Annotated in this window: 14 protein-coding genes; 8 read left to right on the top strand and 6 right to left on the bottom strand. The window is 55.5% G+C overall.

Features of this window, described 5'->3' with window-relative positions; all coding sequences use genetic code 11:
* Position 1: 1 nt before the first annotated feature.
* A complete protein-coding gene (gene selD / locus GNG29_RS09340) occupies positions 2-1,045 on the bottom strand; it encodes a selenide, water dikinase SelD (protein WP_156654342.1) in 1,044 nt (347 codons plus the stop codon).
* 116 nt (positions 1,046-1,161) lie between these two features.
* The gene (locus tag GNG29_RS09335; protein WP_156654341.1) at positions 1,162-1,713 is read right to left on the bottom strand and encodes an NAD(P)H nitroreductase; all 552 of its coding nucleotides are present in this window, start codon (positions 1,711-1,713) and stop codon (positions 1,162-1,164) included.
* Positions 1,714-1,879: 166 nt separating this feature from the next.
* Between GNG29_RS09335 and sppA the strand changes: the two genes are divergently transcribed.
* The 4 genes from sppA to GNG29_RS09315 all read left to right on the top strand — a co-directional run bounded on the left by sppA (position 1,880) and on the right by GNG29_RS09315 (position 6,983).
* Positions 1,880-3,736 (top strand): signal peptide peptidase SppA, encoded by a 1,857-nt coding sequence (gene sppA / locus GNG29_RS09330; protein ID WP_103179261.1) that lies wholly within the window; start codon positions 1,880-1,882, stop codon positions 3,734-3,736.
* A 59-nt stretch (positions 3,737-3,795) separates the two neighbouring features.
* Positions 3,796-4,812 carry an asparaginase gene (gene ansA, locus GNG29_RS09325; RefSeq protein WP_103179260.1) on the top strand — a complete coding sequence of 339 codons (1,017 nt, stop codon included), beginning with the start codon at positions 3,796-3,798 and terminating at the stop codon, positions 4,810-4,812.
* Between the two features lie 9 nt (positions 4,813-4,821).
* Positions 4,822-5,463: a bifunctional nicotinamidase/pyrazinamidase gene (gene pncA, locus GNG29_RS09320; RefSeq protein WP_103179259.1), complete on the top strand. Its 642-nt coding sequence runs from the start codon at positions 4,822-4,824 to the stop codon at positions 5,461-5,463.
* Positions 5,464-5,726: 263 nt separating this feature from the next.
* Positions 5,727-6,983, top strand: coding sequence for a glycoside hydrolase family 18 protein (locus GNG29_RS09315; RefSeq protein ID WP_156654340.1), 1,257 nt, complete (start codon positions 5,727-5,729; stop codon positions 6,981-6,983).
* A 47-nt stretch (positions 6,984-7,030) separates the two neighbouring features.
* Here the strand turns inward: GNG29_RS09315 and GNG29_RS09310 are convergent, their stop codons facing one another.
* Complete coding sequence (locus GNG29_RS09310; RefSeq protein WP_103179257.1) at positions 7,031-7,309, bottom strand: YeaC family protein; 279 nt, start codon at positions 7,307-7,309, stop codon at positions 7,031-7,033.
* A 42-nt stretch (positions 7,310-7,351) separates the two neighbouring features.
* On the bottom strand, positions 7,352-7,765 hold the full coding sequence (gene msrB, locus GNG29_RS09305) for a peptide-methionine (R)-S-oxide reductase MsrB (RefSeq protein ID WP_103179256.1): 414 nt from the start codon (positions 7,763-7,765) through the stop codon (positions 7,352-7,354).
* Between the two features lie 341 nt (positions 7,766-8,106).
* Between msrB and gapA the strand changes: the two genes are divergently transcribed.
* Entirely contained in the window at positions 8,107-9,102 is a 996-nt protein-coding gene (gapA, locus tag GNG29_RS09300; RefSeq protein WP_061495017.1) for a glyceraldehyde-3-phosphate dehydrogenase, read from the top strand.
* A gap of 74 nt (positions 9,103-9,176) precedes the next feature.
* Complete coding sequence (locus GNG29_RS09295; protein ID WP_103179254.1) at positions 9,177-10,061, top strand: D-hexose-6-phosphate mutarotase; 885 nt, start codon at positions 9,177-9,179, stop codon at positions 10,059-10,061.
* A gap of 46 nt (positions 10,062-10,107) precedes the next feature.
* On the opposite strand, the gene GNG29_RS09290 is transcribed toward GNG29_RS09295, so the two are convergent.
* On the bottom strand, positions 10,108-10,962 hold the full coding sequence (locus GNG29_RS09290) for an aldo/keto reductase (protein WP_156654339.1): 855 nt from the start codon (positions 10,960-10,962) through the stop codon (positions 10,108-10,110).
* A 90-nt stretch (positions 10,963-11,052) separates the two neighbouring features.
* Entirely contained in the window at positions 11,053-11,799 is a 747-nt protein-coding gene (locus GNG29_RS09285; protein ID WP_156654338.1) for a MipA/OmpV family protein, read from the bottom strand.
* A gap of 434 nt (positions 11,800-12,233) precedes the next feature.
* Here GNG29_RS09285 and yeaG point away from each other — a divergent pair, with 434 nt between their 5' ends.
* Together yeaG and GNG29_RS09275 are read left to right on the top strand one after the other, a co-directional pair.
* Entirely contained in the window at positions 12,234-14,168 is a 1,935-nt protein-coding gene (gene yeaG / locus GNG29_RS09280) for a protein kinase YeaG (protein WP_103179251.1), read from the top strand.
* 126 nt (positions 14,169-14,294) lie between these two features.
* A complete protein-coding gene (locus GNG29_RS09275; RefSeq protein WP_103823926.1) occupies positions 14,295-15,578 on the top strand; it encodes a YeaH/YhbH family protein in 1,284 nt (427 codons plus the stop codon).
* The last annotated feature ends 19 nt before the right edge of the window (positions 15,579-15,597 follow it).

The following is a 15,597-nucleotide window of genomic DNA, read 5'->3' as shown; positions in this document are numbered from 1 at the left end:
ATTAACGGCTCTCAATCATCGGACGGCCACCGCGGGCGGTCACCAGCTCGCCAATGGCGGTCAGGGTAATACCGAACTCGGCGGCGGTCGCGCGCACTGCCTCTTCGGCGTCTGGCGTCACGGCCAGCAGCAGGCCGCCGGAGGTCTGCGGGTCGCACAGCAGATCGCGCCACTCGGCAGGCATCTCGCCCATCAGATGGCCGTAGCTGGCGAAGTTACGCTGCGTGCCGCCCGGGACCGCGCCTTGCGCAATGTAGGCTTCCACGCCCGGCAGCTTCGGTACCTCGTGATACCAGACCTGCGCCTGAACGCCTGCGCCCTGGCACACTTCGCTCAGGTGGCCCAGCAGGCCAAAACCGGTGACGTCGGTCATCGCCTTCACCCCCTCGATGTCGGCAAAGGCAGCACCGGCAAGGTTCATCTGGCACATCACCTCTGTTGCCAGCCCTTTGTGCTCAGGCAACAGCAGCGATTTTTTCTCGGCGGTGGTGAGCACGCCAATGCCCAGCGGCTTGGTGAGGAACAGCTTGCAGCCGGCTTCCGCGGTGCTGTTACGCTTGACGCGCTCCGTTGGCACCACGCCGGTCACCGCCAGGCCAAAAATCGGCTCCGGGGCATCAATGGAGTGGCCACCCGCCAGGGCGATCCCCGCCTGCTGGCAGGCGAAACGCCCACCCTCGATCACCTCGCGGGCGATCTCCGGGGCCAGGGTGTTAATCGGCCAGCCAAGGATCGCAATCGCCATGATCGGCTTGCCGCCCATTGCAAAAATGTCGCTGATGGCGTTCGTGGCCGCAATGCGCCCGAAATCGTAGGGATTGTCGACGATCGGCATAAAGAAATCGGTGGTGCTGATAATGCTGGTGCCGTTACCCAGATCGTAGACGGCAGCATCATCGCGGGTTTCATTGCCAACAAGCAGGTTCGGGTCGATAAACTTCGCCTGCTCGCTGTGCAGAATGGTTTCCAGCACTTTGGGGGAAATTTTACAACCGCAACCGGCTCCATGGCTGTATTGCGTTAAACGAATAGCTTGCTCGCTCATGACAATCTCCTTTCATTACAATTGCACTATGTTAGCGCTCATTCCATTAAGTGATAAGTATGACTGTCTGAATTCTGCTGCACTTGCTCAGGATCCAGACAGTTTTATGCCATTAATCAGAAACGGGTGATAAAAGGCGCGGTGTCAGGCACGGAAACGGTGGTGGAGGCTTTAAGCTGCGGGGTGCCCAGATAGAGGAAACCGACGATTTTATCATCTGCGCCGCAGTCGAGGCCTTCCCGCACGACCGGGCTGTCGGTCAGTGCGCCGCTACGCCAGATACCGTTATAGCCCTGGGCGACTGCCGCCATCTGCATCGCCATGACCGCGCAGCCCGCGGACATCTCCTGCTCCCACACCGGCACCTTGTGCTGCGGCTGGCATTTCGCGACCACGGCGATGATCATCGGGGCGCGGAACGGCGCGTTACGGGCTTTCTCAATCGCCTTTTCATCCTGCCCGGCGGCAACAGCGCCCTTCTCCAGCAGGGTGCTGAAGCGCTCGCGTCCTTCCCCTTCGATGATAAAGAAGTGCCACGGCTGCAAGGTACCGTGATCCGGGGCGCGCATTCCGGCGCGAAGAATATTCTCCAGCTGTTCGCCTGCTGGCGCGGGCTCCGCCAGACGCGCTGCGCTACGACGGTTAACAAGCAGTTCGAGTGCATCCATTGGGTTAACTCCTGTCTTGAAATTTACTCAAAATTAACACGACGGCAGATTTTGTTACAGCGTAGCAGGCGATTCCTGCTGACAAGTGACGGTCGGGTCATTACGATAGCCCGACAACGCCGTCCAGTAGCGACGGAATAGGTAATTATCTGGACAGGGAGAATACATGCGAACCCTCTGGCGACTGTTTGCCGGCTTTTTTAAATGGACGTGGCGACTGCTCAATTTCGTCCGCAACCTGGTGATGAACCTCTTTTTCATCCTGTTTGTGATAGTTTGCGTCGGTGTCTGGATGCACCTCAGCGCCTCCAGCCAGAGTCAGAGCGCCGGGCGTGGCGCGCTGCTGCTGGATATCGCCGGCGTGGTGGTGGATAAACCGTCCACCAGCAATCGCCTTGGCGTGCTGGGCCGCCAGCTGTTTGGTGCCAGCGGTGACCGTCTGCAGGAAAACTCACTGTTCGATATCGTCGACGCCATTCGTCAGGCGAAGGACGATCGCAACATTACCGGCATCGTGCTGGATCTGAAGAACTTTGCCGGGGCGGATCAGCCTTCGATGCAGTATATCGGTAAAGCGCTGCGGGAATTCCGCGACAGCGGCAAACCGGTGATTGCGGTGGGCGATAACTACAGCCAGGGGCAGTACTATCTGGCGAGCTTTGCCAATAAAGTGTGGCTCTCGCCGCAGGGCGCGGTCGATCTGCACGGTTTTGCCACTAACGGCCTCTATTACAAATCGCTGCTCGATAAGCTGAAGGTCACCACCCACGTCTTCCGCGTCGGGACCTATAAATCTGCCGTTGAGCCGTTTATCCGCGACGATATGTCCCCTGCCGCCCGTGAAGCGGACAGCCGCTGGATTGGCGAACTGTGGCAGAACTACCTCAGTACCGTGGCCGCTAACCGCCAGATCACCGCCGGGCAGGTCTTCCCGGGCGCCCAGGGCGTGCTGGATGGGCTGCGTAAGGTTGATGGCGATACCGCGAAATATGCGCTGGATAACAAGCTTGTGGATGCCCTGGGCTCAAGCGCCGAAATTGAAAAGTCCCTGACCAAACAGTTCGGCTGGAGCAAAGAGGAGAAGAACTACAGCGCCATCAGCTTCTATGATTATCAGGCGAAAAAACGTGCCGATACCGGGGACAGCATCGCCGTGGTCTTCGCGAACGGCGCGATCATGGATGGCGAAGAGACGCCGGGCAACGTCGGGGGTGATACCACTGCCGCACAAATCCGCGACGCGCGCCTCGACCCGAAAGTGAAAGCGATTGTGCTGCGGGTTAACAGCCCGGGCGGCAGCGTCAGCGCATCGGAAGTGATCCGCGCTGAGCTGGCAGCCGCGCGCGCCGCCGGGAAACCGGTGGTGGTCTCCATGGGCGGCATGGCGGCCTCCGGGGGCTACTGGATCTCCACCCCGGCGAACTACATCGTGGCGAACCCGAGCACCCTTACCGGCTCGATTGGCATCTTCGGGGTGATTAACACCGTTGAAAACAGCCTCGACTATCTGGGGGTGCATACCGATGGCGTCGCCACGTCGCCGCTGGCCGACATTGCCGTAACCAAAGCGTTACCGCCGGAAGTGTCGCAGATGATGCAGCTCAGCATTGAGAATGGCTACAAGCGCTTCATCACCCTGGTGGCCGACTCCCGTAAGCGAACCCCGGAACAGATCGACCAGATTGCCCAGGGTCACGTCTGGACAGGTCAGGATGCGAAGAGCAACGGTCTGGTGGATAACCTGGGCGACTTCGATGATGCCGTCGCCAAAGCCGCTGAACTGGCGAAGCTGAAGCAGTGGCACGTCGATTTCTATCAGGATGAGCCGACCTTCATGGATCTCGTGATGGACAGCGTCTCCGGCTCGGTAAAAGCCATGCTGCCAGACGCGCTGCAGGCTTACCTGCCCGCTCCGGTCGCCACGGCGGCGAAAGCGGTCAAAGCCGAGGGCGACAAGCTGGCCGCCTTCAACGATCCGCAAAACCGCTACGCGTTCTGCCTCACCTGCGCTAACGTACGTTAAATCCCATCCCCTCTTCTTCGAAGAGGGGATTTTTCTTTGAAGCAAACGAACCTTACATCATGCAAAAGAAATCAATTTATGTGGCCTATACCGGCGGTACCATCGGTATGCAGCGTTCGGAAAATGGCTACATCCCGGTATCTGGCCATCTGCAGCGCCAGCTGGCATTAATGCCTGAATTCCATCGCCCGGAGATGCCGGACTTCACCATTCACGAATATGATCCGCTGATGGACTCTTCCGACATGACCCCGGAAGACTGGCAGCACATCGCCGACGACATTAAAGCGCATTACGACGACTACGACGGCTTTGTGATCCTGCACGGCACCGACACCATGGCGTTTACCGCCTCGGCGCTCTCTTTTATGCTGGAAAACCTCAGTAAGCCGGTGATCGTCACCGGGTCGCAGATCCCGCTTGCGGAGTTGCGTTCCGACGGGCAGATCAACCTGCTTAACTCCCTCTACGTGGCGGCCAATTTCCCGATCAACGAAGTGAGCCTGTTCTTCAATAACCGGCTCTACCGCGGAAACCGCACCACCAAGGCCCACGCCGACGGCTTTGACGCCTTTGCCTCACCGAACCTCACGCCACTGCTGGAAGCGGGTATTCATATTCGCCGCCTCGGTACGCCTCCGGCGCCGCACACCTCCGGCGAGCTGGTGGTCCATCCGATCACCCCGCAGCCCATTGGCGTGGTGACGATCTACCCCGGTATCTCCGCCGAGGTGGTACGTAACTTCCTCCGTCAGCCGGTGAAAGCGCTTATCCTGCGCTCCTACGGCGTGGGTAACGCCCCGCAGAACGGCGAGTTCCTGAAAGAACTTCAGGAGGCGAGCAGCCGTGGGATTGTGGTGGTGAACCTGACCCAGTGTATGTCCGGTAAAGTAAATATGGGCGGCTACGCCACCGGTAACGCCCTGGCGCAAGCGGGGGTAGTGAGCGGATTCGATATGACGGTCGAGGCCACGCTGACTAAACTTCACTACTTACTCAGTCAGGATCTGGATGTGCAGGCGATCCGCACCGCGATGATGCAAAACCTGCGTGGCGAACTGACGCCAGACGAATAAGGAGTTCCTATGAAGCAACGAGCCCTGTTACTGGTCGATTTACAGAATGATTTTTGCGCGGGCGGCGCGCTGGCGGTGGCCGAAGGCGACAGTACGGTAGACGTCGCCAACGAACTGATTGCGTGGTGTAAGGCGCGCGGTGAAGCGGTGGTTGCCAGCCAGGACTGGCACCCGGCGGATCACGGCAGTTTTGCCAGCCAGCATGACGTTGAGCCCTTTACCGAGGGCGAACTGGACGGCCTGCCGCAGACCTTCTGGCCCGATCACTGCGTGCAGCATACCGAAGGCGCAGAGCTGCATCCCCTGCTTAACAGCAAAGCCATTGACGCGGTGTTCCAGAAGGGTGAAAACCCTGACATCGACAGCTACAGCGCCTTTTTCGACAATGGGCACCGGCAAAAAACGGGGCTGGATCAGTGGCTGCGCCATCACGAAATTGTGGAGCTGATTGTGATGGGGCTGGCGACGGACTACTGCGTGAAATTTACCGTGCTGGATGCTTTGCAGCTGGGTTACCGGGTGAACGTCATTACCGACGGTTGTCGCGGGGTGAATATTCAGCGCCAGGACAGCGCCCAGGCGTTTATGGATATGGCGGCGGAAGGTGCGACGCTGTATACGCTGGCGGACTGGCAGGAGACGCAGGCCTGATAGCCTTGTGCCGGGTGGCGGCTACGCCTTACCCGGCCTACAAAACCCCCAGGCCCGTGCAAGCGCAGCGCCGCCGGGCAAAACCCCGTCACCCGTAGGCCCGTGCAAGCGCAGCGCCACCGGGCATAATTCTCATTAAGTCTCATAAAGTGAACTGCCTCGCACTCTCAGCGAGACGGCAATGTTATTCTTTTTTGGCACTTTTTTCGCCACGCCCTTACGTGGCGTGCTTTTTTTACCGTCAAAATTGAAGAGGAATTGCTATGAAACGTTTGCCCTTGCTGGCAGCTTTACCCCTGCTCTGCGCATCCATTGCTTCCGCCAGTTCGCTGATGTCCGTCGGCTATTTTAACGGTGGCGGCGACGTCACTGCCGGGCCGGGCGGGGATATCAATAAACTGGACGTGCGCCAGATCACCCACCTGAACTACTCCTTTGGCCTGATCTATAACGACGAGAAAGACGAAACCAATCCGGCCTTAAAAGACCCGGCCAGACTGCATCAAATCTGGTTATCTCCTAAGGTTGAAGCCGATCTGGCTTTGCTCCCTGTCCTGCGTAAACAGAACCCTGCCCTTAAGGTGCTCCTCTCTGTCGGCGGCTGGGGGGCTCGTGGCTTCTCGGGCGCGGCATCCACCCCGGAGACCCGCGCGGTGTTTATCCGCTCAGCTCAGGCGATCGTAGAGAAATATGGCCTCGACGGGATCGATCTCGACTGGGAGTTCCCGGTTAACGGCGCATGGGGGCTGGTCGCCAGCAAGCCAGAAGACCGGGCTAACTTTACCGCCCTGCTGAAAGAACTGCGTACCGCGTTCGGACATAAAAAACTGGTGACCATCGCGGTGGGCGCCAACGCCGAGAGCCCAAAAAGCTGGGTGGACGTGAAGGCAGTGGCGCCCCTGCTCGATTACATCAACCTGATGACCTACGACATGGCGTATGGCACCCAGTATTTTAACGCCAATCTGTATGACTCCAGCGCCTGGCCGACCGTTGCCGCCGCGGATAAATATAGCGTCGACTTTGTGGTGAACAACTATCTGGCCGCCGGGCTGAAGCCGCAGCAGATGAACCTGGGTATCGGCTTCTATGGTCGCGTGCCGAAACGTGCCGTCGAGCCAGGTATCGACTGGAGCAAACCGGACGCGCAAAAAAATCCTGCGACCCAGCCCTACTTCAGCGCACAGCAGATCGCCCTGTTCAAATCACTGGGCTTCGATCTGACCAAAGACACCTACGTCAAATATAACGATATTGTGAAGACGTTTTTAAACGATCCGCAGAAACGGTTTACCGAGCAGTGGGACGATGAGGCGAAAGTGCCGTGGCTGTCGGTGAAGTCCGATAACGGCAATGCGCTGTTTGCCCTGTCGTATGAAAACCCGCGCTCGGTGGCGATCAAAGCCGAGTATATCAAAGAGAAAGGTCTGGCCGGGGCCATGTTCTGGGAGTACGGGGCGGATAATAACAACCAGCTGGCGAAGCAGCTGGCCGAGTCGCTGGGGATAAAACACCCGTAACGTTAAACAGGCCCGGTGAGCCATTCACCGGGCTGCAAAGGTTCTGCTTACTGGACCTTCAGCGTCGCAATCGGCTTCGGTGCAATACCAAAATCTTCCTTCAGCTGCTGTTTGCTTTTCATCACCATCTGGCCCTGGGTGTCGATGGTCATATGCTGCGCTTCGGTGTTATTGCGCGCCTGCCAGAGCATCACCAGTTGCAGGCAATTCTCTTTCTGCTCCGGGGTCAGGGCCACGCCATCGGCCCATTTGCCCAGCTCTACCGCCGTGACCAGACGCTGATACACTTCCGGCGTCATGCCATTGATCATCTCTTCAATATTCATGTTAAATCGGGCTCCGAAGGAATAATTTGCTGAATCGATTTTTCAACCTTTCGTCTGGTCGCCATTCTCGTCGTCGGTGAAGCTTAAGGAGGCGGAATTGACGCAAAAACGCTCGCCTGTCGGCTGTGGGCCATCCGGGAAGACGTGACCGAGATGGGCGTCACAGTTTCCGCAGCGGATCTCGATGCGCTCCATACCGTGGCTGAGGTCCTTCAGATAGTGAATAGCCTCTTCACTGACCGGTTCATAGAAGCTTGGCCAACCACAGCCAGAATCGTATTTACTTTGGGAGTTAAACAGCGCAGCGTCACAGACCAGGCAGTGGTAAACACCGTCCCTTTTGTTATGCAGCAGACGCCCGGTGAATGGCGGTTCCGTCCCGTGATTTTGCGTCACGTAGAACTGCATTTCGGTGAGGTTTTTTTTCAGTTCATCGGAGTTATGTTGATTCGACATAGGCTTACATCTCGCAGTTGAAACAGACAACTTTTACTGTCGATTCTAACAAAACATTAACACTGAAGTATGTACTTTTGATCTAAACTTACTCGTTGCGCAGAGGCGGTCAGACAAATGTGATCTACTCCACGTTTTTATGTGGGCAGCCCTTTAAAATTCCGTGCGCAGGCCCCATATGGGTGCAAGCTCCAAGGGAATGTGAGGTAGGTCAATCGAGCAAAGCTAATGCTAAGGATTGATTTGTCGCAATGATTGACACGATTCCGCTTGACGCTGCGTAAGGTTTTTGTAATTTTACACGCAACCTTTTATTCACTAACAAATAGCTGGTGGAATATATGACTATCAAAGTAGGTATCAACGGTTTTGGCCGTATCGGCCGTATTGTTTTCCGTGCTGCGCAGGAACGTTCTGACATCGAAATCGTTGGCATCAACGATCTGTTAGACGCTGAGTACATGGCATACATGCTGAAGTACGACTCAACTCACGGTCGTTTCAACGGCACCGTTGAAGTGAAAGACGGCCACCTGGTTGTTAATGGCAAAACCATCCGTGTTACTGCTGAAAAAGACCCAGCTAACCTGAAATGGAACGAAATCGGTGTTGACGTTGTTGCTGAAGCAACCGGTATCTTCCTGACCGACGAAACTGCGCGTAAGCACATCACCGCTGGCGCGAAAAAAGTTGTTCTGACTGGTCCTTCCAAAGACAATACCCCAATGTTCGTTCGTGGTGCTAACTTCGAAACTTACGCTGGCCAGGACATCGTTTCTAACGCATCCTGCACCACCAACTGCCTGGCACCGCTGGCAAAAGTTATCAACGACAACTTCGGCATCATCGAAGGTCTGATGACTACTGTTCACGCAACCACCGCGACTCAGAAAACCGTTGACGGCCCGTCTCACAAAGACTGGCGCGGCGGCCGCGGCGCAGCTCAGAACATCATCCCATCTTCTACCGGCGCAGCTAAAGCTGTAGGTAAAGTTCTGCCAGAACTGAACGGCAAACTGACTGGTATGGCGTTCCGCGTTCCAACTCCAAACGTATCTGTTGTTGACCTGACCGTTCGTCTGGAAAAAGCAGCAAGCTACGAAGAAATCAAGAAAGCAATCAAAGCGGCTTCTGAAGGCCCAATGAAAGGCGTTCTGGGTTACACCGAAGACGACGTTGTTTCTACCGATTTCAACGGCGAAGTGTGCACTTCCGTGTTCGATGCTAAAGCAGGTATCGCACTGAACGACAACTTCGTGAAACTGGTTTCCTGGTACGACAACGAAACCGGCTACTCTAACAAAGTTCTGGACCTGATCGCTCACATCTCCAAATAAGTGAGATGAGAAATTGATCCAAAAAGGCGACCCCTGGTCGCCTTTTTTTTGCTTTAAAGACAGAGGATTGCGTAATGATTAAAACAATTTTTGCACTTCCGGTAGTCGAACAGCTTACTCCTGTGCTTTCCCGCCGTCAGATTGACGATGTTGAAGTGATCGTAGTTGACCATCCGCAGGTTCAGGCTTCTGTTGCCCTGCACGGCGCGCACCTGCTCTCCTGGCAGCCGGAAGGTGAAATGGAAGCGCTGTGGCTAAGCGATAACACCTCTTTCAAAAAAGGGGCCGCTATTCGCGGCGGCGTACCAATCTGCTGGCCGTGGTTTGGCCCGGCGGCGCAGGAGGGTCTGCCGTCGCACGGTTTTGCCCGCAACCTGCCGTGGACGCTGAAAGCCCACAACGAAGATGAGTCCGGTGTGGTGTTAACCTTTGAACTGCAGAGCGATGACGAAACGCGCAAACTCTGGCCGCACGACTTCACTCTCTATGCCCGCTTTAAGCTGGGTAAAACCTGCGAGATCGAACTGGAAGCGCACGGTGAATTTGAAACCACTTCCGCCCTGCACACTTACTTCAACGTCGGCGATATCGCTGCCGTCACCGTGAACGGCCTTGGCGATACCTTTATCGACAAAGTGGATAATGCGAAAGAAGGCCGACTGACCGACGGCGCGCAAACCTTCCCGGATCGTACCGACCGCGTCTATCTGAACCCGGAAGCGTGCAGCGTTATCGAAGATACCTCCCTGAACCGCGCCATTGAAGTAATTCATCACCACCACAGCAACGTGGTTGGCTGGAACCCTGGCCCGGCGCTGTCAGTCAGCATGGGCGATATGCCGGATGACGGTTATAAAACCTTTGTCTGCGTAGAGACCGCCTGCGTCAGCGAACCGCAAAAAGCGACGGAAGAGAAACCGACCCGTCTGGGACAGACCATTCACATTGTGAAGCGTTAATGCCCTGCCCTTGCCCTCTCCATGCTGAGAGGGCATGACGCACACATCACACCACGTCTAATGCCGTTTTGTTTTTCGGCGCCGGGAAGGCGGCATCCAGCTTCTGTAACGCCTCTGCTGAGAGGGTAATGCACAGCGCGCCCGCGTTCTCTTCCACATGCATGATTGATGACGCCTTCGGGATCGCCATCACCCCAGGGTGACCGATCACCCACGCCAGCAGCACCTGGGCCGCCGTGGCGTTGTACTCTCTGGCAATCGCATTGACCACCGGGTGATTCATCAGCCCGGCGCGCAGTCGCCCGGCCTGCGCCAGCGGGCAATAGGCCATCACCGGCATCTGCTGTTGCTGGCACCAGGGCAACAGATCATATTCGATACCGCGTGAGGCCAGATGGTAGAGCACCTGATCGGTGGCACAGGCCTGCCCGCCCGGCACCTGTCCCAGCTCCTGCATATCCGCATAATCAAGGTTCGAGACGCCCCAGCGGCCAATTTTGCCCTGCTGTTGCAGCGTCTCCATCAGTTCGACAGTCTCTGCCAGAGAATAATTTCCCCGCCAGTGCAGCAGATAGAGGTCAATATGATCGGTGCCCAGACGGCGCAGGCTGGCTTCGCAGGCGGCAATCCCTTTTTTGCCACCGGCATTCCACGGGTAGACTTTGGAGACCAGAAAGACCTTATCGCGCAGGCCTTTAATCGCCTCGCCAACCACCTCTTCCGCGCCGCCCTCGGCATACATCTCCGCGGTATCGATCAGGGTCAGCCCCCGCTCAATGCCTGCCCGTAAGGCATCGCTCTCCTGGCGGCGCCGGCTTGCCTTTTCACCCATATACCAGGTGCCCTGACCGATGGCCGGAAGCACCCTGTTGTCGCCAAAGTTGACGGTTTTTTCGCTCATAATACGCTCCTGTTTGTCTGCACCACCCTAAAACAAACGGGGCCCGAGGGCCCCGTTATGATGCACAAATTGCGCAGTACAAATGCACAATCAGAAACTGTAGGTCACACCCACCGACATCAGACCGGTCCACGATTTATCAACCATCGGGCTGTCTTTCACCTCATCGCTGAGACGGGTATAGCGGCCGGTACCGTAGACGTTCCAGTCCGTGGCGAATTTATAGCTGGCCGTCAGCTCCAGGTACGGTTGCCAGCTGTCGTCTGCATCGTAGCTGCGCAGGCCGCTGCGTCGTGCTTCGTTACGGGAAACGCCATAATAGTAGTCGTTGTAGTTGTCGCTGTTGTATTCCAGACCGATGCCCGGGGTGAGCGTCAGCCCGCCGTTGGTGTAACGGTACAACCACGCCAGATCCCAGATATAACCGTTACTGTTGTCGAGCGTGTCGCCAGCCAGGGCGGTGCGCAGGAAACCGTACTGCGTGTTATGTACCCATGAAATCCCCGCCATCATGGTGCTTTTACGCTTGTCCAGCTGGCGCAGCTGACGGTTGTCACTGTCGCCAGGCTTGAAGTGCGTCGGGTCGTAATAAGCCATGATGGAGAGTTTGTCGGTCTGGTCGTTCCACAGATAGTAGCCACCGCCCAGCCCACGGAACCAGAAGTTATCGCCTTCATAGGTGATAACCGGAACCGGGTAGAAATCACGATCGTACTGTTTATAAGGGCTATTGATTACGCCGACACCAGCACCAATTGACCACTGATTCTCCGCGTATGCTGTACTTACTGAGGTGGCAACGATAATCCCCAGTGCCAGAAGTTTGAGTTTGGTCACAATCCATTCTTTCCTGTAGTCAAATAATCAGCGAGTGAAGTGTAACCGTCATCTCCCCCATTGCTCAAAATTTTTTGTCTGCTAATCAATTTGATTAACAGAATATTTTGTTTGCGGCAGATGACGAAACGCTGTCACGCGCATTACCGTTCAGTGAAATAAGTGTGTTTGACGTTTAAGATTTGGCTATTTTTTTGGATGAGTTATTGATATGTCATTGAAATTAGTTTTGGCATACATGCAAGTTTTGCAAATGCCATCTACGCTTAATTTTAAGAAGCTGAATACCTGATCACCCCGCAGTTTCAGCCGCCCGACCTGGCACACGGGTTGCTGCTCTGGCAGTGAGGTGCAACGGATCCCGCTTCCGGGAGCCTCTACTATTCATATGAACGGCTCTTTTCCTGTGCTAAAAAACGAAAGGACGGCATGCCATGAATATATTCGATCACTATCGCCAGCGTTATGAAGCTGCCAAGGACGAAGAGTTCACACTGCAGGAGTTTCTTACCATCTGCCGGCAAGATCGCAGTGCTTATGCCAATGCGGCGGAACGACTATTGATGGCTATCGGTGAGCCAAATATGGTTGATACCGCCCAGGAGCCACGGCTTTCCCGTCTGTTTTCGAATCGGGTCGTCGCCCGATATCCTGCGTTTGAAGAATTTTACGGCATGGAAGATGCCATCGAGCAGATTGTCTCTTATCTGAAACATGCTGCTCAGGGTCTGGAAGAGAAGAAGCAGATTTTGTATCTGTTGGGTCCCGTTGGCGGCGGTAAATCCTCGCTGGCCGAGAGGCTGAAATCGTTGATGCAGCGCGTACCTATCTACGTCCTGAGCGCCAACGGTGAACGCAGCCCGGTGAACGACCATCCGCTGTGCCTGTTTAACCCGCAGGAAGATGCGCAGATACTGGATAAAGAGTACGGCATCCCTCGCCGCTATCTCGGGACGATCATGTCGCCGTGGGCAGCGAAACGCCTGCACGAATTTGGCGGTGATATCACTAAATTCCGTGTGGTAAAAGTATGGCCATCCATTCTGGAGCAGATTGCGATTGCCAAAACTGAACCGGGTGATGAGAACAACCAGGATATCTCTGCTCTGGTCGGTAAAGTGGATATCCGTAAACTGGAAAACCACGCGCAAAACGATCCTGACGCATACGGCTATTCCGGTGCGCTGTGCCGCGCCAACCAGGGGATTATGGAGTTCGTCGAGATGTTTAAAGCGCCGATTAAGGTGCTGCATCCACTGTTGACGGCAACCCAGGAAGGTAACTACAACGGGACGGAAGGTATTTCCGCCCTGCCGTTTAACGGCATTATCCTGGCGCACTCCAACGAATCTGAATGGGTTCAGTTCAGAAACAATAAAAACAACGAGGCGTTCCTTGACCGTGTTTACATTGTCAAAGTGCCTTACTGCCTGCGGATCTCCGAAGAGATCAAGATTTACGAAAAACTGCTTAACCACAGTGAGCTGGTTCATGCCCCTTGCGCCCCGGGAACCCTGGAGACGCTGTCGCGCTTCTCGATCCTGTCGCGCCTGAAAGAGCCAGAAAACTCCAGCATTTACTCGAAAATGCGTGTTTACGACGGTGAAAGCCTGAAAGATACCGACCCGAAAGCGAAATCCTATCAGGAGTATCGTGACTACGCCGGTGTCGATGAAGGGATGAACGGTCTCTCCACGCGTTTCGCGTTTAAAATCCTCTCCCGTGTGTTCAACTTTGACCACACCGAAGTGGCCGCTAACCCGGTACACCTCTTCTACGTGCTGGAGCAGCAGATTGAACGTGAACAGTTCCCGCAGGAACAGGCTGAACGTTACCTGGAGTTCCTGAAAGGCTATCTGATCCCGAAATACGCCGAGTTTATTGGCAAAGAGATCCAGACCGCCTATCTGGAATCTTACTCCGAGTATGGACAGAACATTTTTGACCGCTACGTCACCTATGCCGATTTCTGGATCCAGGATCAGGAGTACCGCGACCCGGATACCGGCCAGCTGTTTGACCGCGAGTCACTGAATGCGGAACTGGAAAAAATCGAGAAGCCTGCCGGGATCAGTAACCCGAAAGACTTCCGTAACGAGATCGTCAACTTCGTGCTGCGCGCCAGAGCGAACTTCAGCGGACGGAATCCAAACTGGACCAGCTACGAAAAACTGCGCACCGTTATTGAGAAGAAAATGTTCTCCAATACCGAGGAGCTGTTGCCGGTCATTTCGTTCAATGCCAAAACCTCAACCGACGAGCAGAAAAAGCACGACGATTTTGTCGACCGCATGATGGAGAAAGGTTACACCCGCAAACAGGTTCGCCTGCTCTGCGAATGGTACCTGCGCGTGCGTAAGTCATCTTAACAGCCCAAAAAGCCCGGCGGCGTGTGGTTTGCCGGGCCTACAACAATGTTCCGTAGGCCGGATAAGCGTCAGCGCTGTCCGGCACTTACGGGCACTGAAAGTTGGCAAATGCAGTACGGGGGGCATATGACCTGGTTTATTGACCGGCGTCTTAACGGCAAAAACAAGAGCACGGTGAATCGCCAGCGCTTCTTGCGTCGTTATAAAGCGCAAATCAAACAGTCGATCTCCGAGGCCATTAACAAGCGTTCGGTGACCGACGTAGACAGTGGGGAGTCCGTCTCTATCCCGACGGATGATATTAGCGAACCGATGTTCCATCAGGGGCGCGGTGGTTTGCGCCATCGCGTTCATCCCGGTAATGACCATTTTGTCCAGAATGACCGTATTGAACGTCCACAGGGGGGCGGCGGTGGAGGCGGCAGTGGTCAGGGCCAGGCCAGCCAGGACGGTGAAGGTCAGGACGAATTTGTGTTTCAGATCTCCAAGGATGAGTACCTGGATCTGCTGTTTGAGGATTTGGCCCTGCCGAATCTGAAGAAGAACCAGCATCGTCAGTTGAACGAATACAAAACCCACCGGGCCGGTTTTACCGCCAACGGCGTGCCGGCAAATATCAGCGTGGTGCGTTCGCTGCAGAACTCACTGGCGCGCCGTACCGCCATGACCGCGGGCAAACGGCGTGAACTGCGCGAGCTGGAAGCAAGCCTGGATATTGTGGCGAAAAGCGAGCCAGCGCAGCTGCTGGAAGAGGAGCGTTTACGCAAAGAGATCGCCGAACTGCGCGCCAAAATCGAGCGCGTGCCTTTTATCGACACCTTTGACCTGCGTTACAAGAACTATGAAAAGCGTCCTGAGCCTTCAAGCCAGGCGGTGATGTTCTGCCTGATGGACGTTTCCGGCTCGATGGATCAGGCTACCAAAGATATGGCCAAGCGCTTTTATATTCTGCTCTATCTCTTCCTGAGCCGAACCTATAAGAACGTGGAAGTGGTCTATATTCGCCATCACACCCAGGCCAAGGAGGTGGATGAGCATGAGTTCTTCTACTCACAGGAGACGGGGGGGACTATCGTTTCCAGTGCCCTGAAGCTGATGGATGAGGTGGTGAAGGAGCGTTACGACCCGGCGCAGTGGAACATCTATGCTGCTCAGGCGTCGGACGGTGATAACTGGGCAGACGATTCGCCGCTGTGCCATGAAATTCTGGCGAAAAAACTGCTGCCGGTTGTGCGTTACTACAGCTATATCGAGATCACCCGCCGCGCTCACCAGACGCTGTGGCGTGAGTATGAACATCTGCAAAGCACGTTTGATAACTTCGCGATGCAGCACATTCGCGACCAGGACGATATCTATCCGGTATTCAGAGAGCTTTTCCATAAGCAATCTGCCACCAGCAACAGTTAACGCCACCGCCGGTCATTGA

Source organism: Leclercia sp. Colony189, assembly GCF_009740165.1.
GTDB lineage: Bacteria > Pseudomonadota > Gammaproteobacteria > Enterobacterales > Enterobacteriaceae > Enterobacter.
The sequence above is the reverse complement of the archived record's forward strand: the minus strand, read 5'-3'. Positions and strand labels throughout refer to the sequence as shown.